The 22616-nt window shown below is 64.9% G+C and carries 23 protein-coding genes, 1 tRNA gene and 1 riboswitch; of the genes, 7 read left to right on the top strand and 17 right to left on the bottom strand.

Annotation, left to right across the window (positions count from 1 at the left end):
• Positions 1–42: 42 nt before the first annotated feature.
• The 9 genes from IVB18_RS02525 to IVB18_RS02485 form a co-directional block, all read right to left on the bottom strand.
• Positions 43–975 carry a sugar-binding protein gene (locus tag IVB18_RS02525; RefSeq protein WP_247987766.1) on the bottom strand — a complete coding sequence of 311 codons (933 nt, stop codon included), beginning with the start codon at positions 973–975 and terminating at the stop codon, positions 43–45.
• A 91-nt stretch (positions 976–1066) separates the two neighbouring features.
• Positions 1067–2149: an ABC transporter permease gene (locus IVB18_RS02520; protein WP_247987765.1), complete on the bottom strand. Its 1083-nt coding sequence runs from the start codon at positions 2147–2149 to the stop codon at positions 1067–1069.
• Entirely contained in the window at positions 2149–2907 is a 759-nt protein-coding gene (locus tag IVB18_RS02515) for an ATP-binding cassette domain-containing protein (RefSeq protein ID WP_247987764.1), read from the bottom strand. The genes IVB18_RS02520 and IVB18_RS02515 overlap by 1 nt, the downstream gene beginning before the upstream one ends.
• A 12-nt stretch (positions 2908–2919) precedes the next feature.
• On the bottom strand, positions 2920–4242 hold the full coding sequence (gene xylA, locus IVB18_RS02510) for a xylose isomerase (RefSeq protein ID WP_247987763.1): 1323 nt from the start codon (positions 4240–4242) through the stop codon (positions 2920–2922).
• Complete coding sequence (gene xylB, locus IVB18_RS02505) at positions 4243–5697, bottom strand: xylulokinase (RefSeq protein ID WP_247987762.1); 1455 nt, start codon at positions 5695–5697, stop codon at positions 4243–4245.
• An 81-nt stretch (positions 5698–5778) separates the two neighbouring features.
• A complete protein-coding gene (locus tag IVB18_RS02500) occupies positions 5779–6834 on the bottom strand; it encodes a LacI family DNA-binding transcriptional regulator (protein ID WP_247987761.1) in 1056 nt (351 codons plus the stop codon).
• Positions 6835–6930: 96 nt separating this feature from the next.
• Positions 6931–7392, bottom strand: coding sequence for a GNAT family N-acetyltransferase (locus IVB18_RS02495; RefSeq protein WP_247987760.1), 462 nt, complete (start codon positions 7390–7392; stop codon positions 6931–6933).
• A gap of 10 nt (positions 7393–7402) precedes the next feature.
• Positions 7403–7984 carry an XRE family transcriptional regulator gene (locus IVB18_RS02490; RefSeq protein ID WP_247987759.1) on the bottom strand — a complete coding sequence of 194 codons (582 nt, stop codon included), beginning with the start codon at positions 7982–7984 and terminating at the stop codon, positions 7403–7405.
• Between the two features lie 229 nt (positions 7985–8213).
• Positions 8214–8287, bottom strand: a tRNA-Gly gene (locus tag IVB18_RS02485).
• A gap of 175 nt (positions 8288–8462) precedes the next feature.
• Here IVB18_RS02485 and IVB18_RS02480 point away from each other — a divergent pair.
• From IVB18_RS02480 to IVB18_RS02460, 5 genes are all read left to right on the top strand, one after another.
• Entirely contained in the window at positions 8463–9041 is a 579-nt protein-coding gene (locus IVB18_RS02480; protein WP_247987758.1) for a methylated-DNA--[protein]-cysteine S-methyltransferase, read from the top strand.
• 9 nt (positions 9042–9050) lie between these two features.
• Entirely contained in the window at positions 9051–9890 is an 840-nt protein-coding gene (locus IVB18_RS02475) for an AraC family transcriptional regulator (RefSeq protein WP_247987757.1), read from the top strand.
• Between the two features lie 56 nt (positions 9891–9946).
• Positions 9947–10306, top strand: coding sequence for a VOC family protein (locus tag IVB18_RS02470; protein ID WP_247987756.1), 360 nt, complete (start codon positions 9947–9949; stop codon positions 10304–10306).
• 128 nt (positions 10307–10434) lie between these two features.
• A complete protein-coding gene (locus IVB18_RS02465; protein ID WP_247987755.1) occupies positions 10435–10836 on the top strand; it encodes an SRPBCC family protein in 402 nt (133 codons plus the stop codon).
• Positions 10837–11007: 171 nt separating this feature from the next.
• Positions 11008–11496, top strand: coding sequence for a hypothetical protein (locus IVB18_RS02460; RefSeq protein ID WP_247987754.1), 489 nt, complete (start codon positions 11008–11010; stop codon positions 11494–11496).
• 57 nt (positions 11497–11553) lie between these two features.
• Here the strand turns inward: IVB18_RS02460 and IVB18_RS02455 are convergent, their stop codons facing one another.
• The 4 genes from IVB18_RS02455 to IVB18_RS02440 all read right to left on the bottom strand — a co-directional run bounded on the left by IVB18_RS02455 (position 11554) and on the right by IVB18_RS02440 (position 16360).
• Entirely contained in the window at positions 11554–12252 is a 699-nt protein-coding gene (locus IVB18_RS02455) for a hypothetical protein (protein WP_247987753.1), read from the bottom strand.
• A 166-nt stretch (positions 12253–12418) separates the two neighbouring features.
• Entirely contained in the window at positions 12419–13864 is a 1446-nt protein-coding gene (locus IVB18_RS02450; protein WP_247987752.1) for an MATE family efflux transporter, read from the bottom strand.
• A 168-nt stretch (positions 13865–14032) separates the two neighbouring features.
• Entirely contained in the window at positions 14033–15085 is a 1053-nt protein-coding gene (locus IVB18_RS02445; protein WP_247987751.1) for a hypothetical protein, read from the bottom strand.
• A gap of 168 nt (positions 15086–15253) precedes the next feature.
• On the bottom strand, positions 15254–16360 hold the full coding sequence (locus IVB18_RS02440) for a 2'-deoxycytidine 5'-triphosphate deaminase (protein WP_247987750.1): 1107 nt from the start codon (positions 16358–16360) through the stop codon (positions 15254–15256).
• A gap of 109 nt (positions 16361–16469) precedes the next feature.
• Positions 16470–16549, top strand: a riboswitch (SAM riboswitch).
• Between the two features lie 73 nt (positions 16550–16622).
• On the opposite strand from IVB18_RS02440, the gene IVB18_RS02435 reads away from it, so the two are divergent.
• A complete protein-coding gene (locus tag IVB18_RS02435; protein WP_247987749.1) occupies positions 16623–17819 on the top strand; it encodes an O-succinylhomoserine sulfhydrylase in 1197 nt (398 codons plus the stop codon).
• A 74-nt stretch (positions 17820–17893) separates the two neighbouring features.
• Here IVB18_RS02435 and IVB18_RS02430 read toward each other — a convergent pair whose 3' ends face one another.
• The 3 genes from IVB18_RS02430 to IVB18_RS02420 are packed head-to-tail and all read right to left on the bottom strand — an operon-like array spanning position 17894 to position 20955.
• On the bottom strand, positions 17894–18892 hold the full coding sequence (locus tag IVB18_RS02430) for an SGNH/GDSL hydrolase family protein (RefSeq protein WP_247987748.1): 999 nt from the start codon (positions 18890–18892) through the stop codon (positions 17894–17896).
• A gap of 12 nt (positions 18893–18904) precedes the next feature.
• Positions 18905–19702: an SGNH/GDSL hydrolase family protein gene (locus IVB18_RS02425; RefSeq protein WP_247987747.1), complete on the bottom strand. Its 798-nt coding sequence runs from the start codon at positions 19700–19702 to the stop codon at positions 18905–18907.
• Positions 19702–20955: an OpgC domain-containing protein gene (locus IVB18_RS02420; RefSeq protein ID WP_247987746.1), complete on the bottom strand. Its 1254-nt coding sequence runs from the start codon at positions 20953–20955 to the stop codon at positions 19702–19704. The genes IVB18_RS02425 and IVB18_RS02420 overlap by 1 nt, the downstream gene beginning before the upstream one ends.
• Positions 20956–21133: 178 nt before the next feature.
• On the opposite strand from IVB18_RS02420, the gene apaG reads away from it, so the two are divergent.
• On the top strand, positions 21134–21526 hold the full coding sequence (gene apaG / locus IVB18_RS02415; protein ID WP_247991945.1) for a Co2+/Mg2+ efflux protein ApaG: 393 nt from the start codon (positions 21134–21136) through the stop codon (positions 21524–21526).
• A gap of 25 nt (positions 21527–21551) precedes the next feature.
• Here the strand turns inward: apaG and IVB18_RS02410 are convergent, their stop codons facing one another.
• Positions 21552–22559: an Hsp33 family molecular chaperone gene (locus tag IVB18_RS02410; RefSeq protein ID WP_247987745.1), complete on the bottom strand. Its 1008-nt coding sequence runs from the start codon at positions 22557–22559 to the stop codon at positions 21552–21554.
• Positions 22560–22616: the final 57 nt, after the last annotated feature.

Here is a 22616-nt window from a genome sequence, read left to right as displayed (position 1 = left end):
CAAGCGGGAGAGAGCCGCAGGAGTGCGGGGCTGACAACACTCCTACTTCAACATCTGCGCAACGTTGTCCTTGGTCACGAGATCGAGGCCGGTGTAGACGATCTCCGGCACCTTCTCGCCCTTCTTGATGGCGAGGAGCGTGTCCATCGCCTTCTCGCCCATCTCGAGCGGGCGTTGGCCGACCAGCGCATTCGCATAACCGTCGCGCAGCAGCTCGAGCTGCATCTTCAGCGTATCGGCGACGACCAGCGTGAACTTGCCGGAATCGATGTCTCTCTTGTACCTGCTGGCGAAGGCCTTGAAGCCTTCCGGCGCGAACATCGGCCAGCCGCCGATGGGAACAATCGCGGCCAGATCCGGCGTAGCAGTGCGTAGGTCGGTCATCTGCTGGACTGCGAGCGCGGGATCGTCGTTGCAGAAGGTCGGCGAGCCGCCGACCTCGGTCCATTTCGAGCCTTTCAGCGCCTCGCGGACGCCATCGACGCGCTCGGCGAGATTCTTGGCGCCGGGACCGCCGGAGACCATGGCGTATTTGCCGCCGTCAGGCCGGAGTTTCAGCAATTGCTTGCCGAGCGCGACACCGAACTCCCTGTTGTTGGTGCCGATATAAGCGATGCGCTTCGAGCCCGGCGCATCGGCATCGAAGGTGATGACGGGAATGCCGGCCGCGGTTGCCGCCTCGATAGACTTGGTCATGGCGGCGACGTCGGCGACCGAAATCGCGAGGCCATCGACCTTCTGGGTGACGAAATCCTGGATGATCTGCGCCTGCGTCGCCGGCTCGTGCTCGACCGGTCCCTTGTAGATGCACTCGATGTTGCCGAGCTCCTTGGCACGCTTCTGGCAGCCGTCACGCGCGAAGTCGAAGAACGGATTGTTCATCGCCTTGGGCACGATCACGAAACGGTAGTTCGCCGCGAATGCCGGGGTCGCCATCATCGCGACGGCCATGCCAGCAAGAAGAAGTTTCCTCATTGTCTCCTCCACACATCTTATGCCTATCCTCTAAAAATCGTCCGGGAGACGGATAGACGATATCTTGGTTGCCCTCCCGAAAGACGTCACCTCAGATCATCCGCGAGCGGATGCGGTCGACCAGTACGGCCAGGATGATGATCACGCCCACCAACGTCTGCTGCCAGTAGGAGCTGACCTGCGCGAGAACGAGGCCGTTGCGAATTACCTCGAGCAGCACGCAGCCGACGATGGCGCCGAGCGGACCGCCGACGCCGCCCGCAAGATTGGCGCCGCCGATGACGGCCGCCGCGATGACGTTGAGCTCGTAGGACGTCGCCATGTTGGCCGGTGCCGACCCCAGCCAGCCGGAAATGATGATGCCCTGGAGCCCCGCGGCAAGCGCACAGATCACGTAGACCTCGATCTTCACCCGCACCACCGGGATGCCGGTCAACTCGGCCGCCTTTTCGTTGCCGCCGAGCGCGAAGACGTGGCGGCCGAAGGAGGTGTGGTGCAGGACGACGGCCATCATCAGCGCGAGGATCACGAGATAGATGAAGGGCACGGGTACGCCGAGCACGTCGCCGGAGGTGAGCGCATAGAAATAATCGGCGTCCGGGCCGCCCGGGAAACTGCCGCGGCCATTGGAGACGACGTAGCCGAGCCCGCGCACGATCGAGAGCATGCCGAGCGTGGTGACGAAGGGCGACAGGCCCAGCACCGCGATGCAGAAGCCGTTGACGAGTCCACCGATCAGCGCGACGCCAAGTCCGGCGAGCACCGAGACCAGCAGGATCAGGCCCGGCACGTTGGCCAGCACGGTCTTGCCGTCGGCGGCCATGTGCACGAACAGGGCGGCGCCGGGCATGCCGGGTGTCGACAGCTCGGTCATGACCATTGAGGTGATCATGGCGGAGAAGCACATCATCGAGCCGACCGACAGATCGATGCCGCCGGTGACGATGACGAAGGTGACGCCGAGGGTCGCGATGGCGATGAAGGAAAAGTTCTTCGCCACGTTCTGCATGTTGCCTTCGGTGAAGAAATAGGGGCTGGCGAAATGCATCACCACCAGTAGCACCATCAGCGCCAGCAGCACGTATCCGGTCTGCGACGCGAAGATGCCGCGCTGCCACCATCTGATACGACCGATGTTGGAGAAGGTGATCGGATTTTCCAGGGGCATGGCCATCACGCCGCCTCCTTCGCGCCGGTGATGAGGGCGGTGACCTCTTCGGGACTGGTCTGGTGGATCGCCTTGTCGGCCCGCTTTTCACCGCGGCGCATGACAACGACACGGTCGCAGACCGCAAACACGTCGGGCATGCGGTGCGAGATCAGCATGACGGCAACGCCCTGCTCCTTCAGGCGATGGATGAGGCTCAGAACCTGCTCGACTTGACGCACCGAAATCGCGGCGGTCGGCTCGTCCATCATCACCAGCCTGGCGTTGGAGAGCCGCGTCCGCGCGATCGCAACCGCCTGGCGCTGGCCGCCCGACATCTGCTTGACGAGATCGTGCGGTCGCGTCTCGGAACGCAGCTCACCGAACAATTCCAGCGCGCGCGCCGCCATCGCTGTGTGATCGAGCAGGGCGAACGGTCCGAATTTGCGCTTGAGCTCGCGGCCGAGGAAGACGTTGGCGGCCGCGGTCAGATTGTCGGCAAGCGCAAGGTCCTGGTAAACGACCTCGATGCCCACGGCGCGCGCATCGATCGGACGGTTGAAATGCACGGCGTTGCCGCCGAACCGGACCTCGCCATGGCTGGGGCGGAAATTGCCGGCGATGATCTTCACCAGCGTCGACTTGCCGGCGCCGTTGTCGCCCATCAGGCCGACCACTTCGCCGGGGAAGACCTGGATGTCGACGCCGTGCAGCGCGCGGATCGCGCCGAACTCCTTGCCAATCCCGGTCAGCTCAAGGACCGGTGTTGCTTCAGCACTTGCCATCAGCGGCCTTCCTCAGACATAGCGGTTGACCAGGGATTCCAGATATTCCTGCCGCCCCGAGCGCGGCTGCGGATCGAAGCCGGGACCGAGCGCGCGGTCGGCGAGATCGGCGAGCGAACGTTGTCCGCCGAGAATGGCGCGTCCCTCGCTGCCGGCCCAACCACCATAGCGCTCTGCGAGCGGCGCGGTGAGGACGCCGGCATCCAACATGTCGGCGGCGGCGAGGAACGCCCGCGCGCAGGCATCCATCGAGCCGACATGGGCGTGGATCAGGTCGTCGGGATCAATCGACTGGCGCCGGATCTTGGCGTCGAAATTGAGCCCGCCTGACGTGAAGCCGCCACGGTTCAGGAGCTCGTGGAATACCAGCGCGAGCTCGGGTACGTTCATCGCGAACTGGTCGGTATCCCAGCCGAGCAGATCATCGCCGCGATTGATGTCGAGCGAGCCGAAGATACCGAGGGCCTCGGCGAGCGCGACTTCGTGATGAAAGGAGTGGCCGGCAAGGATGGCGTGGTTCTGCTCGATGTTGAGCTTGACGTCTCTCAGGAGGTCGTAGCGTTGGAGGAAGCCGTAACAGGTGGCGACGTCGAAATCGTATTGATGCTTGGTCGGCTCCTTCGGCTTGGGCTCGATCAGGATCGGGCCGTTGAAGCCGATCTTGTGCTTGTGCTCGACGACGAGCGCGACGAAGCGGCCGAGCTGGTCGAGCTCGCGCTTGAGATCGGTATTGAGCAGGGTCTCATAGCCCTCGCGCCCGCCCCAGAGCACATAGTTCTGGCCGCCGAGCCGGTGCGTCACGTCGAGCGCGGCGCGGACCTGGCCTGCAGCATAGGTAAATATCTCGGGGTCTGGATTGGTCGCGGCGCCTGCCATGTAACGGCGGTGCGTGAACAGGTTGGCTGTGCCCCAGAGCAGGCGCACTTTGCTCGAGGCCATCTTCCGTTCGAACAGATCGGCGATGGCATTCAGGTTGGCGACGGATTCCGCGAGCGAGTTGCCTTCCGGCGCCGCATCGACATCGTGGAAGGTGAAGAAGGGCACATCGAGCAGGCGGAACAGCTCGAAGGCGACATCGGCCTTGGCCCGCGCCAGCGCCATCGGATCGGGGCCATGGTGCCAGGGCCTCAAGAATGTCTCGCCACCGAAGGGGTCGCCGCCGGGCCAGCACAACGAATGCCAGTAGCAGACGGCGAAGCGCAAATGATCCTCGAGCCGCCGGCCATGCACGATACGATCCTTGTCGTACCAGCGGAAGGCGAGCGGGCTCTTGGCATCCTTGCCGCCAAAGGCGATGGGTGCGCTTGCATCGAAGAATTTGGCTGACGCGTTCACTTAAGCAGGCTCCTTCAACGCGGGATAAAGCTCTCGCCAGCGGCGATAGGCGTCGTCATAGGCGGATGCGACGGATGCGCGGGGCGCGAAGCTCGCGAGCCGTCGTGGGCGCGTGCAGACCTGCGCGGGGTCTTCGCCCGTCGTAGCGAGCCGGCCGAGCCGCGCGGCGCCGAGCGCGGCGCCCACCTCGCCTTCCTCGACGCGGTGCACGGGGATGCCGAGCACGTCGGCGCAGATCTGCGCCCAGAGCGGCGAGCGCGAGCCGCCGCCGACGAGATCGACCTCCGCGATCGGCCCGCTCGCCGCTCTCAGCGCCGCCAGATTATCGCGCGCGGCGAAGGCGACGCCTTCGAGCACGGCCTGGACCATCTGCCCGCGCCCGGTCGCGCCGCGCAGACCGACGAAGGCGCCGCTCGCGGAAGCATCGTTGTGCGGCGTGCGCTCGCCGTCGAGATAGGGCAGGAACTTGACGGGACTGGGTCCATCGACGCGTTCGCCGAGCGGCGCCAGGAGCGCAGCGGCCGGCGTCTTCATCACGCCGGCGAGCCAGGCCAGCGAGGCCGCGGCCGACAGCATCACGCCCATCTGGTGCCAGAGGCCGGGCAGCGCGTGGCAGAAGGCATGCACGGCCGACGCCGGCGCTGGCGCAAAACTGTCGGTGACGCGGAACACCACGCCGGACGTTCCCAGCGACAGGAACGCATCGCCCGGTGCGATCGCGCCGAGACCGATCGCGCTCGCGGCGCAATCTCCGGCGCCGCCAGCGACCACGACATTTTTCGCCATGCCCCAGCGCTGCGCCAGTTCCGGCGCAAGCATCGCGCTGGCCTCGCTGCCTTCGACCAGGCGCGGCATGTGATGGAGATCGAGCCCGGTCGCATGCAGCAGAAGAGCGGACCAGCGGCGCTGGCCGACATCGAGCCACAGCGTGCCGGCCGCGTCCGACATGTCCTCGACCATCTCGCCGGTCAGGCGGTAGCGGACATAGGCTTTTGGCAGCAGCACTTTTGCCACCCGTTCGAAGATCTCGGGCTCGTGGCGCGCCACCCACAGCAGCTTTGGTGCGGTGAAGCCGGGCATCGCCAGATTGCCGCCAATGGCGTGCAGCGACGGACAGCGCTGCTCGAGCCGGTCGCATTCTGCCTGCGAGCGGCCGTCGTTCCAGAGAATGGCCGGCCGCAGCGGACGGCCGTCCTCGTCGAGCAGCGTCGCGCCGTGCATCTGGCCGGACAGCCCGATGCCGCGCACCTGCGTGACCTCGCGCGGATGGTGGACTGCGAGATCGTCAACCGCGCCGATCGCCGCATCGACCCAGGTGTCGGGATCCTGCTCGGACCACAGCGGCGCGGGATGCGACAGCGCAAGCTCGCGCGCCGCCGTCGCGACGACCGCGCCGGCTTTGCTCACGAGCACCGCCTTCACACCGGATGTGCCGATGTCCATTCCGAGATACACGCCGTCCTCCCTTCCGGCCTCGTTGCGGCGCGAACTGCGTCGCCTTCCCGCAATGGGCCGTTTTTTAAGTTCGTCCTGCCGCTACGGCAGATTGTCTCTCATCACGATGTCGATCCTGATCTTCTCCTGTTCACTCAAGATCGGCTCGCCACGGGCGAGCGCGAGCAGCACGCGCACGGCGGCGCGCGCCTCATGTCCCGGGTTCTGCGAGATCGCCGCATCCATCACGCCCTGCAACAACAGCCGTCGCGTCAACGCCGTGACGTCGTGCCCGACGAACACCACCTGCCTGTCGCGGCCGGCATCGCTCAACGCCTGATCGCTCAACGCCTTGGCCACACCCTGCGTGCCGGCGCCGACGTTATAAAGGCCGACAATGTCAGCATGCCTGCCGAACATCCGAGTCAAAACCTGTTCCGAACGATCGTCCTCGTCGCGCCCTTCCAGCACCGGCAGCACGCTGAGCCCCGGAAACTCCGACGCCATCACCTGGGTGAAGCCGAAGATGCGTTCGGCATGGTCGCGCAGGCCCTGCGAGCCCGCGACGATCGCGACCTTGCCGGACCGTTGGCCGGCCAGCCGCCCGACCAGCGCGCCTGCGGTGCGGCCGGCGGCGATGTTGTCGATGCCGACATAGTGGTGGCGGCGCGACGACGGCACGTCCGAGACCAGCGTCACCACCTTGGTGCCGGCATCGACGAGATCGTTGATCGCAGCGCGGACGCCCGGATGGTCCAGCGCCACGACGGCAACACCGTCGTAATCGCCCGTCAGCGCCTCAAGCGAGGCCGCAAGCACGGACGGATCGAACACGTCGGTCGCGACCGTCTCGACCGCGAGGCGGCGCGCGGAGAGCCAGGCCGACATCTCGCCGAGATAGGACTGGATCTGCTGCATGAACGGGTTCGGCCCCGACGGCATCACGAAGGCAAAGCGGCGGACGCGGCCGCGGGCGAGCTCGGCGGCGGCCACATGCGGCTGGAAGGAATTGCGCGCGATCGCCTCCTTGACGCGGCGAACCGTGTCCGGCCGCACGCCCGGGCGGTTGTGCAGCACGCGGTCGACCGTCGCGAGGCTGACGCCAGCCTGGCGGGCGATGTCCTTCAGCGTCAGCGGCGCGGTCGTTTCCTCGGCCATGCCTGAAGGCTAGCAGAGGTGATTTGAGGTACGCAACTCATTTTGAGGTACAAGCTCCGGCATTCGAGTTCCAGTTGTGCGATCCGCCACCCGCCCTTAGCTGCCGAGGTCGAGCGTCAAAAACAGACTGTTGGGATCCGCGACATAGCCCTCGAACGGACCGCAGCAGACAAAACCGTGCGCCTGGTAGAGCGCGTGCGCGGGCTTGAAATAGTCCCATGAGCCGGTTTCGAGGCTGAGCCGCGTCATGCCGCGCGCGCGGGCCTCGGTGATGATGTGGCTGAGCATCCGGCCGCCAAAACCGCGGCGCCGCGTGGTTTGCAGCGTGTGCATCGACTTCACCTCGCCATAATCGGGCGAAATCGTCTTCAGCGCGCCGGTGGCGACCAGCGTGTCGCCATCCCAGCCGGTCCAGAACGCGACATCGGGCGCGCGGAGCCCGGCGAGGTCGAGCGCATGGTCGCTGCCCGGCGCGGTCTGCGCCCGCGCCGCCGTGACGTGATGGTCGAACAGCGCGATCACGCGCGGATCGGTGGTGTCGCCATTGCGGATCTGCATCGTCGGGGCCTCACATTTTCCCGTAAGAGGCGCCGCGGCGCGTGATGATGACGTAGCGTGCGTCCTGCCTGGTTTCGTTCTCGAAGGTCACCGCGCGCATCACGTCGAAATCCAGACAGTCGCCCTCGCGCAGGCGAACCGCCTTGGCGTCGATGTGCACGGCGATCGCGCCCTCCAGCATCAGAAGCTGCTGGGTGAAGGCGTTGCGGCCCCAGGGACTGTAGGGCACCCGCGCGCCCGCCGGCAGGTCGACGACGATGACCTCGATGCCGCTCGCCGCATCCGTCGGCGAGGCGTGGCGCCGGCGATAGCCACTGTCGGGATCGCGCCAGTGTGGCTGGTCGGCAAGCCGCACCAGCCGCTCCGGCGGTTTTTCGGCGAGCGCCACCACGTCGCTGAGCGATACGTCGAGCGCCGCGCAAAGCTTGCCGAGCAGCGCGGCGGTCGCACTGCTCTGCGCCCGCTCCACCCGCCCGATCATGGCCCGGCTGACGCCGGAACGCGCGGCGAGTTCGTTCAGCGTCATGCCGGCCTGCGTCCTCAACGTCTTCAAGCGGCGGCCGATCGCGCGGTCGAGTTTTTGCTGGTCCATGGCCTTCATCCGAATACTAGCAGGCGTCCAAACCGCATTCGCCAAGGCATGAGCAAGCTTAGCGCGGAGCACGGCGAGCGCCGGGATCGAGAGGCCAATATATTAGAATCTTTGCGTGGCGCGCGACGGAGAACATCGGTTGCCCTTCTCCGCTAAAGCTTCGAAGGGCATCCTGCTTCGCGGTGCCGAAATATCGAAGTCCTGCGAAGCGCCTGGGCGCGAAGCAGGATGGAGCGGGCGAAGGGAATCGAACCCTCGTATGCAGCTTGGGAAGCTGCCGTTCTGCCATTGAACTACGCCCGCGTCGCGCAGTGGCCAGCGCCCGACCTGATTAGCCGAGACGGCGCCTCGCGCCAAGCGCTTTGGCGCGCCCGGCTTGACGCTTCTTAACGACTTGGCAAGATTCCGGGTGCGCCGGATTGTGGCGGTGTTATGATCTCGTGTCTGGGGAGAGACGTGCACTGAGTGGGGCGTGTGCATGGTAGGGCGTGCTTACGCGATATTCGACACGGCGATAGGGCGCTGCGGCATCGTCTGGAGCAATTCAGGCGTGGTGGCCGTGCAATTGCCGGAGGCGCGGGAGCTCGACACCCGGCGCCGGATCTTTCAGGTCCATCCCGAGGCGCGCGAGCAGCGGCCGTCCGAGAACGCCGAGCTTGCGATCGAGGGCATCGCGGTACTGCTGCAAGGCAATGATCCTGATTTTTCCGAGGTCAGCCTGGACGCCGGCGGCGTGCCCGGCTTCCACCGGCGCGTCTACGAAACCGCCTGCACCATCCCGCGCGGGGAAACGCGCACCTATCATGAGGTCGCCAAGGCGTTAGGGGCCTCCGGCGCCGCGCATTCGGTGGCGCAGGCGATCGCGAAAAATCCCTACATGCTCATCGTGCCCTGCCACCGGGTGCTGGAGGCCGGCAACTACGCCGACCGGCTCTCGCCTTACGGCGGGGAGATCTCGAAGCGGCGGCTGCTGGCGCTGGAGGGCGCCCATCCGGTCGCTAGCAACACGCTGTTCGAGGTGCTGCTGCCCGTTGCCCCGCCGCGGCCCGGCACCTAGATAGGCGCGATGGATGCGACCACGCTGCTGACGACACAGTCGATGACGGTCTCCGAGTTTCGCTGCGATGCGGGACCAGGCGACCAGCCATTTGCGGAGTGCCGCACCGGTCATTCGATCGCCTATGTCCGCGCCGGCAGTTTTGGCTGCCATTGCCGTGCCGGCTTCTTCGAGCTGGTGGCGGGCTCGGTGCTGGTCGGCGCCCCCGGCGACGAATACACCTGCACGCATGAGCATGTCAGCGGTGATGTCTGCCTGTGCTTCTTCTTCAGCGAGGATCTCGTCGAGGCCCTCGGCGGGCGCGGCGATGTTTGGCGGGTCGGCGCGACGCCGCCATTGCCGGAGCTGATGGTGTTGGGTGAGCTGGCGCAAGCGGCAGCAGATGGCAACAGCGACATCGCCCTCGACGAGGTCGGCCAGATTTTTGCGGGTCGCTTCCTCGATGTCGTGTCCGGCAAACCGCGCAAGCAGACGCGGCCTTCGGCGCGCGACCGCCGCCGCGCGGTGGAAGCAGCACTTTGGATCGACGAGAATTCGCAATCCGAGGTCGACCTCGAGCAGGCCGCGCGGCAGGCGGGCCTCAGCCCGTTCCATTTCCTGCGGCTATTTTCGGCCGTGCTCGGCGTCACCCCGCATCAATATCTGGTGCGTTCGCGGCTGCGGCACGCGGCGCGCCTGCTGACAGATGATGACATCGCGGTCACCGACATCGCCTATGACGTCGGCTTCGGAGATCTCTCCAACTTCGTCCGCACCTTCCACCGCGCCGCCGGCGTGTCGCCGACGAAGTTCCGCCAAGCCTCGCGGGGAGAGCGCAAGATTCTCCAAGAGCAGCTCGCCCTCAACTGACTAATTTCGTCTCCGGCGTGCGCCACTTGCGGCGCGCTTTGAAAATGGAGACGACCATGTACGACCACATCGGACTGCGTGTGGGCGACCTCGACGCCGCCACGCGCTTCTACACCGCGGTGCTGGCGCCGCTCGGCTACGTCCTGTGCTCGAGCGGCGACGGCTATGCCGGGTTCGGGCCGAAGGGCGAACCGGCGCTCTGGCTGCATCTGAACCAGGGACGGAAGGCCGACGGCGCCCACATCGCGTTTCGCGCCGGCGATCACGACGCGGTCAAGGCGTTCCACAGCGAAGGACTGAAGAGCGGCGGCCGCGACAATGGCGGCGCCGGCCCGCGCAAGGATTACAGCCCGACCTACTACGCGGCGTTTTTGATCGATCCGGATGGGAACAATGTCGAGGCGGTTTGTACGTGAGCGCGTGAAGAACGCGCTCCACATACGCCGTCATTCCGGGATGGTGCGTCAGCACCAGACCCGGAATCTCGAGATTCCGGGTTCGCGCTTCGCGCGCCCCGGAATGACTCCATCTCATGAGAGAGAACATGGCCTCCATCCACAACGACATTCCCCTCAACGCCTCCGCGCATGACGTCTGGGATGCGGTGCGCGATTTCGGCGCGCTACATCAGCGACTGGTGCCGGGCTTCGTCACCGCCTGCACGCTCGACGGCGATGCGCGCATCGTCACTTTCGCCAACGGTTCGGTGGCGCGCGAGGTGCTGGTTGATTGCAACGATGCACGGGAGCGCCTCGTCTATGCGATCAGCAACGAGCGGCTGAAGCACTACAGCGCATCGGTGCAGGTGATCGCCGACGGTAAAGGCAAGTGCCGCCTTGTCTGGATCATCGACATGCTGCCGAACGAGCTCGCGCCTTATGTGCAAGGGCAGACCAAGGAGGCCGTGATCGCGATGCACAGAGCGTTTCCGCCCGCTGCGGTGTGACCCTCTATTTGAGCATGATCTTTTCGGAAAACCGCTGCGCACTTTTCCGGATCATGCTCGCGGCTCTGTGATTTTTCTCACAGAGCCCCACCCTCCTCCGCCGTAACCATGGCGGCGTGCGTCCGGTTGGCTGCGCTCTCCCGGCGAGGCCACGCACGCGAGGAGCATGCCATGAGAGGTGCGGACAAGGTGATCTGCCAGGCGGCAGCCGTGCTGCTGCTATTTTCCGTCACGAGCACGCCGGCCAAGGCGCAGTTCGCGGGCTTCGGCGGCGGCGGAGGCGCCGGCGGCGAGGACATGATGACCCAGATGGCGCCGATGCTGGAGATGATGAAGGCAAAGATGGGCAAGCGCCGCTTCGGCATGATGATGCAGACCATGGGCCCGATGATGAGCCGCATGATGGAGAATGGCGGCGGCGGGCTTGGCGGCATGATGGGCGGCGGCAATCTCGGCGGCGGTTTCGGCGCGCCCAATTACGGCGGCTACACGCCGATGGGCGGTGGCGGCTATGTGCCGGCCGGCATGGGCGGCATGGGCGGCGGCGACATCATGGGCATGCTGGGTGGTTCCGGCGGCGGCGACATGATGGCGATGATCCCGCAGCTGATGCGGCTCGCCAATGTCGGCGGCGGCCATCGCCGCCACAAGCATCGCTAAAGCGCGCCGGCGTACCGCCGCCGCGTTTAAGCTTTTTTGGTTGATGCGCCGCCGATATCAGATCCGATCGTTGATCAGGACCCCGGAAAGCGAGGAGTCGCTTGCATTCGTCGGGTCGCTTGATCCCTTCGCGCTGTAGGTCGAATCCGCGAGCGAGCTTTTCAGCGACTGGAGAAATTGCTCAAGCAGGTCCGTCGCCGGATCGCCGCTTGACGAACTATCCGGGCCGTTGGTCGAAGACGATCCGCTTGCATTCGTGGTGTCGCTTGATCCCGTCGCGCTGGAAGAGGTCGAATCCGTGAGCAGGCTTTTGAGCGAATCAAGGAATTGTTGGAGCAGGTCCACCGCCGAATTGCCGCTTGACGAACTATCCGGGCCGGTGGCGGCAGCAGGCCCGTCGGATGGCGGCGGTCCACCCGGTCCGCCTGCTCCAGCCGGTCCATGGGAGAGCGCTGCCTTGAAAATACCTTGCAGCTCGGTGGCCTGCTGGTCGGTCAACTTTCCGGCCGAAACTTCCTGCTGGATAAGATCATCGATCTTCGACTTGAAAGCGTCAGGCGAAGATTTGCTACCGCTGGGCTGATCGCTCGCACTGCTTGATTGCAAGGCGGAGTCGATGTCGCTGAGCGCGGACGACAGCGCCGACTGATCGGACGAATTGATCGCGCCTGAACTGACTTCCGCTTGCAGTTCATCTTGTAGTCGCCGCAATGGTGATGCGTGGTGGTGGGAGGAGAGCGCCGAAATCGAGGTCATGGTGGCTTTCCGTGCTTTGGGGAACTCGAGGTGACGTTGTCCCCAAGAGCTGGCGCGGAGCCTTCGACATAGCGCAGCTTCGATTACTCAATATTGCCAAAGAGCGGTAAGAAACATTCAGAAACAAAATTGGTAGGCCGGCTTCGTCTACCTCAAGATCACCGTCCTAGTCCGCTGCGGCCGAAAGAGCCGGTCTGATCGCGGGCTTGCTTTCGCGCGGTCCCCAGCGTGTCAGCACCACGCTGGTGCATGAGAGCAGGCCGAGCACGACCATCGAGCTTGCGGCAAGCCAGAAGAAGTTTTGGGCAGTGGCCTCATGCGTCGACAGCCACCAGCCGCAGGCCGCGATGTAGATCAGCCGCACGGTCTGCGCGAGCACCGGCCCGATCACCTTGGCAGCGCCTTGCGACGAGAAATACATCGTCGATGCGAGCCCGATGAAGGCGTAGAACGGCGCCACCGTCGATAGATATTGATGGCTGGTGGCGAGCACCGTCGCGCTGTCGGTGAAGATGTTGACCCAGAGATCGGGAAAGAGCGCGACGAGGCATGCCGGCGCGCCGACGGCAACGAAAGCGCTCGCACCGGCGATCCAGGCGATGCGCCGGGCGCGCGCGATGCGGCCGGCGCCGACCGCCATGCCGATCATCGGCACCGAGGCGATGCCGAACGAGAACGCGATCGAGGTCAGCAAAAATTCGAGCCGCGCGCCGATGCCGTAGCCGGCGAGGATCGCGGTGCCGAACTTCGCCAGCATGTGGGTGAAGATCGAGATCGTCAGCACCGATTGCAGCGGCGAGAAGCAGGCGATGGCGCCGACCCTGAGGATGTCGAAGAACATCGCCCACTGGATCCGAAGCCCGCGCAGTTTCGGCACGACTCGGGCGCGGCCGGAGAACAGGTACCAGCCCATCACGCAAATATTCATGGAATAGGCAATCAGCGCGCCGGCCGCGACGCCGCGCATGCCGAGCTGCGGCACCGGCCCGAGTCCGAGCCCGAGCGTGCCGCCGAGCACGACCTGCCACACAGCAGAGTTGAGGATCAGCAGCGACGGCAGCTTCATGTTGCCGGTGCCGCGCAGCACGCCAGCCATGGTGTTGAGCAGCCAGGGCAGCACCGCGCCGCCGAAAAACACCTGCGTATAGGCGATCGCATGCGTCAGCACATCGCCGCGGCCGCCGAGCATTTCCAGAACGCGCGGCCCGAAGATCAGCATGCCCAGCATGAAGACGAGGCCGAACGCGATGCCGATCAAGAGCGCATGCGCCGCGAGCGTGCCGGCGCGCTCGCGATCTCCGGCGCCGATCGCGCGGGCGATGGCAGAAGCCACCGCGCCGCCCATGGCGCCGCCCGACATCGTCATGGTCAGGATCACGGTCGGAAATACCAATGCCATCGCGGCCAGCGCTTCGATGCCGAGCCGGCCGATATAGGAGGTCTCGGCGATCACCACGCAGGTGCCGGCGGAGAGCGCAACCACATTCGGCCAGGCGAGCCCGAGCAGCGTGCGCAGGATCGGGCCATCCATCAGCGCGCTTTTCACCGGCCGCGGGGGCGGCGGCAGCGGACGCTCTTGTTCATCGACCGGGATTTCGGCGATGTCGGACATTTCCTCTCCCGGGCACGAATCGCCGGATACGGCGCGGCAACGACAGGATGTGCCAATTGTTTTCTTCGCGCAAAAGGCGCGGCAAGGCGCTTGATAGCACGGCGTGCGGCGATTCCTCCTGCGCTAGACGCAAACGTGCCCTGCGGCGGCGCATCTCAGCGGGTGGAATTACTCGATCGTCCAGACCAGAGGCGGACGGCCGCCCGTGGCGGGGTGCATATGCACGCCAATATGCCGGCCACAGCCGGCGGCGAGACCTTCAAACAGTCCTTCCAGCACCTTGGCGCAGGCGCGGTGATAGTCGGCGACGTCGTCCATCAGCTTCCAGCTTTGCTGGCGGATTTCGAAGGCGCCTTCGGACTTCATCGTATCGGCGACATCGTCCTGCGCAACAAACAGCGCGTTGAGGAACGCTGCGAATTCGCTCGCGCCGCCGCGGCTCATCGCCAGTGCGGCTGCGACTTCATCAAAGTATTGCATGCCGATCAGCTTGCCGGTGAGATGCAGGAGATAGCCCGCATCCTCCGGCCCGAACAGTTGCACCATCACCGGCGCTGCCGTCCGCACATATTCCATGGCGTAGTTGCGATAGGCTTTTTCGAGCCGCGGCTTCGGCCAGCTCGCGACAGGCAGAGCCGGCGCGGTGTTCGCATCGAACAGCGGCGCTTCCAGATGCCGCGCGAACACCAGGCGCTGGTCGAGCTCGAGCGCATGATCGTACTGATGATAGTAGCCTTCGAGCCCGTCCTGGCCGTCGACGCTCTGCTTGGTGCAAACGAAGCCGAGCCTGATATCGCCGAGCGCGACGCCGTTGTTGGCGTGCCAGCCGCGCAGCATCGCGCGCGAGACTTCGCCCGGCACGCCGCAGATCGCGGTGCCCTTCCAGATCCAGCGCGGCGGCGGATAGCGGATCCAGGCCTTGGCAGCGCTCTCGTACATGTATTCGACATGCACGCCGCCGATCCAGTTGGAGAGATAGTGATATTGCGCCGCGGCGACGGCCGGCGGCAAATGACTGAGACCGAGCTTTTCCAGCCCGGGCAGGAAGCGCTCCTGCTGCTGGCGGCGAAACACGCGAAACACGAACTCCGCAGCATCCGCCGTGCCGCGCCGCGTGACGACGGTGAGGATGAGCCCGGTGAAATAGGCGTGATAGAGATCAGCAACCGCGCGCCAGCGTTTCCATTGGGCTTCCTGCGCGACGTCTGCTGCGGCGGCCATGTTCGCTCCCGGCTTGTTGTTTTGCAGGAGTGTGTCATTGCGGATGGGGGGACGCAACCGGAGGCGAGCTCAGCGGTAGCCCGGATGGAGCGAAGCATAATCCGGGATCGTGCAACAAGCGAGAGAGTCCCGGATTTCGCTTCGCTACATCCGGGCTACGGGAAACTGCTACACTCGAAAATGCTTGCTCAGCTTCAGCCCCTGCGCCTGGTAGTTGGAGCCGATACGCTGGCCGTACATCGCGTCGGGGCGCGCCAGCATCTTCTCGTAGACGAGGCGGCCGACGATCTGGCCGTGCTCGAGGATGAAGGGCACCTCGCGCGAGCGCACTTCGAGCACGGCGCGCGATCCCAGCCCGCCGGCACCGGCATAGCCGAAGCCGGGATCGAAGAAGCCGGCATAATGCACGCGGAACTCGCCGACCAGCGGATCGAACGGCACCATCTCCGCGGCGTAATCGGGCGGCACCTGCACGGCCTCTTTCGAGGCGAGGATATAGAACTCGCCGGGATCGAGGATGAGGCTGCCGTCGGGGCGCGCCGACATCGGTTCCCAGAAATCCTCGACCGCATAGCCGGCGCGACGATCGACGTCGACCACGCCGGTATGACGCTTGGCGCGATAGCCGACGAAGCCGCCACTCTTCTCGCCGGAGAGATCAACGGACACCGCAACGCCACCGGCGAGATCGGCATCGTCGACGTCGACGAGACGCTCAGCCGCGTGCAGCGCCTCGAGTTCGTCGATGTTGAGGATGGCGTCTCCGGTGCGGAAGCGCACCTGCGACAGGCGCGAGCCCTCGCTGACCAGCACTGGAAACGTCTTCGGGCTGATCTCGGCATAGAGCGGGCCGTGATAGCCGGCGCCGATCATGTCGAAGCGGCGGGTGCCGTCAGCGATCACGCGCGTGAAGACGTCGAGCCGGCCGGTGGAGCTCTTCGGGTTCGCGGCCGCGACGATCTCCGGCGGCAGCGCGAGGCTTTCCAGCAGCGGCACGATATAGACGCAGTTGGTCTCCAATACCGCGCCGTCGGCGAGGCTGAACTCGTGCAGCTTCAACTCGTCGATGCGCTCGGCGACGGTGGCGCCGGGACCGGGCAGGAAACTGGCACGCACACGATAGGCGATGTCGCCGAGGCGAAGGTCGAGGCTCGCCGGCTGGATCTGGCTTTCGACGAAGTCGTAGGCGGGCAGGATGAGCCCGCCCGCCGCCATCGCCGCGATCATGCGGTCGGGCAGGATACCATTGGCGTCGGCGGCAACCGTGAACGTCAAACGGTGGTCCTCTTCGGGGTCAAACGTATCCGAAAACAACGGAAAAACGAGCCGTTTACGGCTATCCGATGGACGCCTTGACGAAAAGGGCATTGCGGAATATGAGCATGACTTATCCCGTGGTGATTTGAGCCGGCCGGCTTGCAGCCACGTTAAATAAATCGCTAAACAGGCCGGGGACCTCTGTGATCCCGGCCAGTGGAAATATCCAGGCCGGTTTTTTTGTGACCATTTTCAGGAATGGTCACTTTGGAGAGGTCATATGTCGAAGTCCCCGGCGTCCGCCACGCAATACCGTCCCGAAACCCGCCTGGTCCATTCCGGCACCCTGCGCTCGCAATATGGCGAGACGTCGGAGGCGCTGTTCCTGACCCAGGGCTATGTCTACAACAGCGCCGAGGAATGCGAGGCGCGGTTCAAGGGCGAGGACCCCGGCTTCATCTATTCGCGCTACTCCAACCCGACTACCGCGATGTTCGAGCGCCGCATGATCGAGCTCGAGGGCGCCGAAGCGGCTCGTTCCGCCGCGACCGGCATGGCCGCGGTGACGACCGCGATCCTGGCGCCGCTGAAGGCCGGCGATCACGTGGTGGCCTCGCGCGCGCTGTTCGGTTCGTGTCTCTACGTCGTGCAGGATCTCCTGCCGCGCTACGGCATCGAGACCACGCTGGTCGACGGCCTCGATCTCGACCAGTGGCAACGTGCGCTCAGGCCGAACACCAAGACGTTCTTCCTGGAGAGCCCGACCAATCCGACACTCGACGTGCTCGACATTCCCGGGATTGCCGAGATCGCGCACAAGGGCGGCGCGCGGCTGATCGTCGACAACGTGTTCGCGACTCCGATCTGGCAGAGCCCGCTCGCATTGGGTGCGGACGTCGTGGTGTATTCCGCGACCAAGCACATCGACGGCCAGGGCCGTTGTCTCGGCGGCATCATCCTGTCGTCGGAAGCCTTCATCGCCGAGCATATCCACAATTTCATGCGCCAGACCGGCCCGTCGATCTCGCCGTTCAACGCCTGGGTCCTGCTCAAGGGCCTGGAAACGCTGGGCGTGCGCGTGCGCGCGCAGACCGAGACGGCGGCACGCATTGCGGACGTGCTGGCGAGCCATCCGAAAATTTCCCGGCTGGTCTTTCCCGGCCGCGCCGATCATCCGCAGGCGGCACTCGTGAAGAAGCAGATGCGCGGCGGCTCGACGCTGGTCGGCTTCGAGGTGAAGGGCGGCAAGCAGGGTGCGTTCCGCGTGCTCAATGAGCTCAAGCTCGCGAAGATTTCGAACAATCTCGGCGACGCCAAGAGCCTCGTGACGCACCCGGCCACCACGACGCATCAGCGGCTGAAGCCGGAAGACCGCGCCGCGCTCGGCATCAGCGAAGGCTTTGTCCGCTTCTCGGCAGGGCTGGAGCATCCGGATGACCTGATCGAGGATCTGACAGCGGCGCTGGAGAAGGCGTGAAGCAGCGAATGGCGAATAGGGAGTAGCGAACAGACCAGATTCTATTCGCTATTCGCCACTCACCATTCGCCACCTTACATCGGCCGATACGTCCGGACATCCGCGGGCACGTTGACGCCGAGCTTGATCTGGCCGACGGAGTGGATGATGTCGTCGCCGAGCAGCTGGGCGAAGCAGGCATAGCCCCAATCGTTCATGTGCAGGCCGTCGGCGATGACGAAGCTTTCCACCGGGATCGACTGCGTCTCGTGCCAATCGCGCATCACCTCGAAGCGCGGGAAGATGCCGACATGACGGAGCTCGGCAACCTTGCCGAGCAGCTTCACCATCTTGCCGGCACTTTCGGCGCGCTGGTTGACCGCCGGCGAGTATTGCGGATCGACCAGCACGATATCGGCGCCGCCGGCGGCCTGGATGCGGGAGATGCCGTCCTCGACCAGCTTGGCGGTGTCGCCGGGATCGAGATTGCGCAGCACGGCATTGGTGCCGACCTGCCAGATCACGAGATCCGGATGCACGTCGATCACCTCCTTCTGGAGGCGCTTCATCATTTCGGGCGCGTCCTCGCCGCCGACGCCGGCATTGGCGACGGTGATGTCGGCGGTCGGATACTGCCGGCGAAGCTGCGCCGCGAGACGGTTGGGATAGTTGAAATCGGGCGAGCTCGCGCCATAGCCCGCGGTCGACGACGAACCGAACGCGACGATCACGACGGGCTGTCCGGCGACGAGCTTGCCCGCGACATGCGGCAGCGAGCCCATCGCCTTCGAGCCGCCCTTGGACGCCAGACAGGGCACGCGGCTGAAGATGTCGCCGGCGGATTTCGCGACCTGCTTCACCTTGTCGATGGCGCGCGCGGTGATGCCGCGCTGCTCAGCGGACGGGTGGGTGGCGGCGACGGTGGTCTGGGAGGGCGACGCTGGCGCGGGATTAGCGGACTGCGTGGGCGCGGGCGTTGCCTGCGCGGCTTGCGCCTGCGCGCGGGACTGTGATGCCGGCGCCAGCAACAGCAGCGCTGCCGCTGCGGGCACAGCCAGCCATGCCGTCAGGCAAAAAGGGCGGAGAGAACTCATTAACGCTAGACCTCAATTTTGCTGCTGGGCGGGCTCCAGATGGGCAGCGTCCATCACAAACTGTGCCAACGCCCGGCCAAGGCAATCGTGGACCTGTTTCGCCAGTTCAGGGCCGCGGGACGGGCTGAACAGGTCGAACTGACCCTGATCATTCCATTGCCGCATGATCGCGAAACGGTCGAACAGTGGGACATCATGCTCCTGGGCCACCACCCGCATATTGTCGAGATAGGGCGGCACCGAGATCATGGTTTCGGTACGTGGGCTGTATTGCAAGTTCATCAAGACGACGTCAGCCCCTGCATTTTGCAAAGCAGCAACCCCTTCGGTCACTGCCCCGCGAAAATCGTCGGGATCGATGGCTCGGATAGCATCCACGGTCCCGGTCTGCCAGATGACCAAAGTAGGCCTTTTTGCTTCCAACAGCTTAACGAAGGTGGTGGCGGCCTCCTCTGCCGTTTTCTTGCTCTGTATTTCTACGGAGACGTGCACGGCCTCCGACGGCGGCAGCTTTTCCTTCAGGATCGCCTGCATACGCGCGGGGTAGGAGCTGTCCTCCGAGGCCGGAATCGTGGTCGAGCGGCTACCGATGACCAGAATCTCAAGGGGTTTGCCTGCTTTCACGGCATCAGCAACCTTGTGGAGCTGGCTGTCGGTCGCGAGCAGATAGGACGGCAATTCGCAGGCGGCGGGCGCGGCAGGAGCTGCGGATGCAGCAGGAACGGCGGACGCAGCATCGCCCGCGCGCGCCGGGGGCGCGGCGAGACCACCGCACAGCAGGATCAGGCTCAGGAGAACCTTCGCCTTCATCAGCCCCCTCCCGCCATATCGGCGCTGCCGATGGCGCTTTTGGTTTTCGAACCGCTCTTGTCAGCCACGCGCTTGTACCACGAAATCACCCACGCCATCGCCCACATGATCAGGATTCCCGAGAGACTAATCAGCGCATGCATGGCCGCGCCGCCGGAAACCTCGGCCAGGATGAAATGGCCGGCGAAGGCCAGGAAGACGCCGAGGCAGAATATCTCCAGGGAATGCTGGCCGCAGACGATCAGCGGCCGCAGCCAGGGCGATTTCAGGCCCGGCCAATCCCGTGGCAGGAAGCGCACCGTGAGCGCGGCCAGCGCCAGGAAGTGCGTGAAGCGCAGCACGTCGAGATCGGCCTTGTCGATCGGATACATCCACTGCTCGAGCCGCTTCGGCATGAGATGGGACAGCTGCGGCAAGTACCAGGTCAGCGTCACGTAGAACGCCGCGATGATATAGGCGATCGAGATCCACATCGTCACCGGCGAAGCCAGAATGCGCGACATGCGTCGCGCACCTCCGAGCGCACACCATGCACCGAACACGAAAAGCAATTGCCAGGCCATGGGATTGAACGCCCAGAACCCGTTCGGATAGGCCGACAGATAGAGGTCGTATTCCCAGGTGACGGCGTAGAGCGCGACCGAGAGGCCAAGCGTGATGTCGGGCCGCCACTTCATCAGCCACAGGATCAAAGGCAGCGCGAGCATCAAGACGATGTAGAGCGGCAGCACGTCCATGTTGACGGGACGGAACCGCAACAGCAGCGCCTGCACGATGGTGACGTCGGGCTGCTTGAGGAAATCCATGATGCCCATCTCTTCGGTGTAGAGCGGGTTCTCGAAGCTGGTCGCGACGTAGGAGATCTCGGCGAGGAAGATCGTGAACAGGAAGACGTGGGCGACATAGATCTGCCAGACCCGGCGCAGAATACGCGCGGTGGCGACGACGAAGCCGGATTCCAGCATCGCGCGGCCATAGACGAAGGCGGCGGTGTAACCGGAGATGAAGATGAAGATTTCGGTGGCGTCGCTGAAGCCGTAATTGCGGATCGTGAACCAGGTCAACAGACTCGACGGCAGATGGTCGATGAAGATCAGCCATAGCGCCAGTCCGCGGAACAGGTCGAGCCTGAGCTCGCGCTCGCCGATGACGGGCAGCGTGACGGCCGGCGCGGCCGCGCGCGGCTTCGCGCCTGCGGATTTGTCCGCGGTTCCCGCGATCGTCGATCCCGTTACTTGGTCGGCAATGGTCATCGGGCCCGAAACCCTTACGCAAATTGCGACATTGGAGGAGTGTATCGGCCCGGCCGCCGTCTCGCAAAGCGACCGGATCACATCGGGGTGTACTTCCCTTCGAATTCTGGCGGCACGATGTCGCGAAAGCCGCCTCCGGCATTTGGTTCCGGGCCGGGATTTCGCTATGATGGCAACCATGTACCGCGCCCTGACCCGCCAGATCGAAGTGACCGTCGAGCCGAACTTTGTTCCGGAGCAGTCGTCGGCCGACCGTTCCCGCTATTTCTGGTCTTACACCATCGTCATCACCAATTCCGGCGATGAGACCGTGCAGCTCAAGACGCGGCACTGGATCATCACCGACGCCTCCGGCCGGCAGCAGGAGATCAAAGGCGAGGGCGTGGTCGGCGAGCAGCCGACCCTCGCGCCCGGCGAGCGCTTCGAATACACCTCCGGCGTGCCACTCACGACCGCCTCGGGCTTCATGACCGGCCGCTACCAGATGGTCACCGAAAGCGGCGAACGTTTTGAAATCGACGTGCCGACGTTCTCGCTGGACAGCCCGGACAACAAGCGGGTGTTGAACTGAGGCTGCCGTAGATTGTTAGGTACGCTCACGCGTTCTCCACGCCCGCCTCGTGCGGCGTGAATTCGTACACCGACGAGCAGAATTCGCAGGTCACGACCACCTTGTCGTCCTTGACCATCGCGGAGCGATCGTCGGGCGAAAAGCTCTTCAGCATCGCGGCGACCGCATCGCGCGAGCAGGAGCATTGGGCTTTCAGGACCAGCGGATTGAACACGCGCACGCCGCGCTCGTGGAAGAGACGGTAGAGCAGCCGCTCGCCGGAGAGTTCGGGATCGATCAGCTCGACATCCTCGACGGTTTCGATCAGCGAGCGCGCCTCGACCCAGGCATCGTCCTCGGCGACGCTGTGCACTTGCGTGCCTTCCGGCGCATCGCCGTGATGCAGGTCGGCCTGCTGCGCGCGCTCCGACGCTTTCGGCAAGAACTGCATCAGCATGCCGCCGGCGCGCCAGCGATGCTTGCCGCCGTCGTTCGAGCGCCACTCCTCGCCGACGGCGAGCCGGACGCGCGTCGGTATCTGCTCCGAGCGCAGAAAATATTCGTGGGCGGCGTCTTCAAGGCTGCCGCCATCGAGCGCGACCAGCCCCTGATAGCGGCTCATGTCGGGACCCTGGTCGACGGTCATGGCGAGATGGCCGCGCCCGAGCAGCGCGCCGGAGTCATGCGCATCGCCAAGGCGCGCGGCGTCATAGCGGGCATAGGCGCGCAGGTGGTCCGGCGCCTTGTAGTCCACCACCAGGAACGACACCGGCCCATCGGTCTGGGCCTGGAGGATGAAGCGTCCTTCGAATTTCAGCGCCGAGCCGAGCAGCGTCGTCAGCACGATGGCTTCGCCGAGCAGCTTGCCGACCGGCGCGGGGTAATCGTGCTTGGTGAGGATCTCGTCGAGCGCCGGGCCAAGCCGCACCAAGCGCCCGCGCACGTCGAGTGCGTCGATCTCATAAGGCAGCACAGCGTCATCGATCGGAATTGCTGATGGCGCGCGGACCGGGCCTTCGGAGCCGGTTTTCATGTCAGGGGATTGGGGAACCATGGCGCTCTATTTGGGGTCGGAAGGCGGGAAATGGAAGGGCAGTGAGGCTGAGTGTTC

The organism is Bradyrhizobium sp. 186 (assembly GCF_023101685.1).
Classification (GTDB): Bacteria; Pseudomonadota; Alphaproteobacteria; order Rhizobiales; family Xanthobacteraceae; genus Bradyrhizobium.
This window is presented reverse-complemented; position numbering and strand designations above follow the sequence as displayed.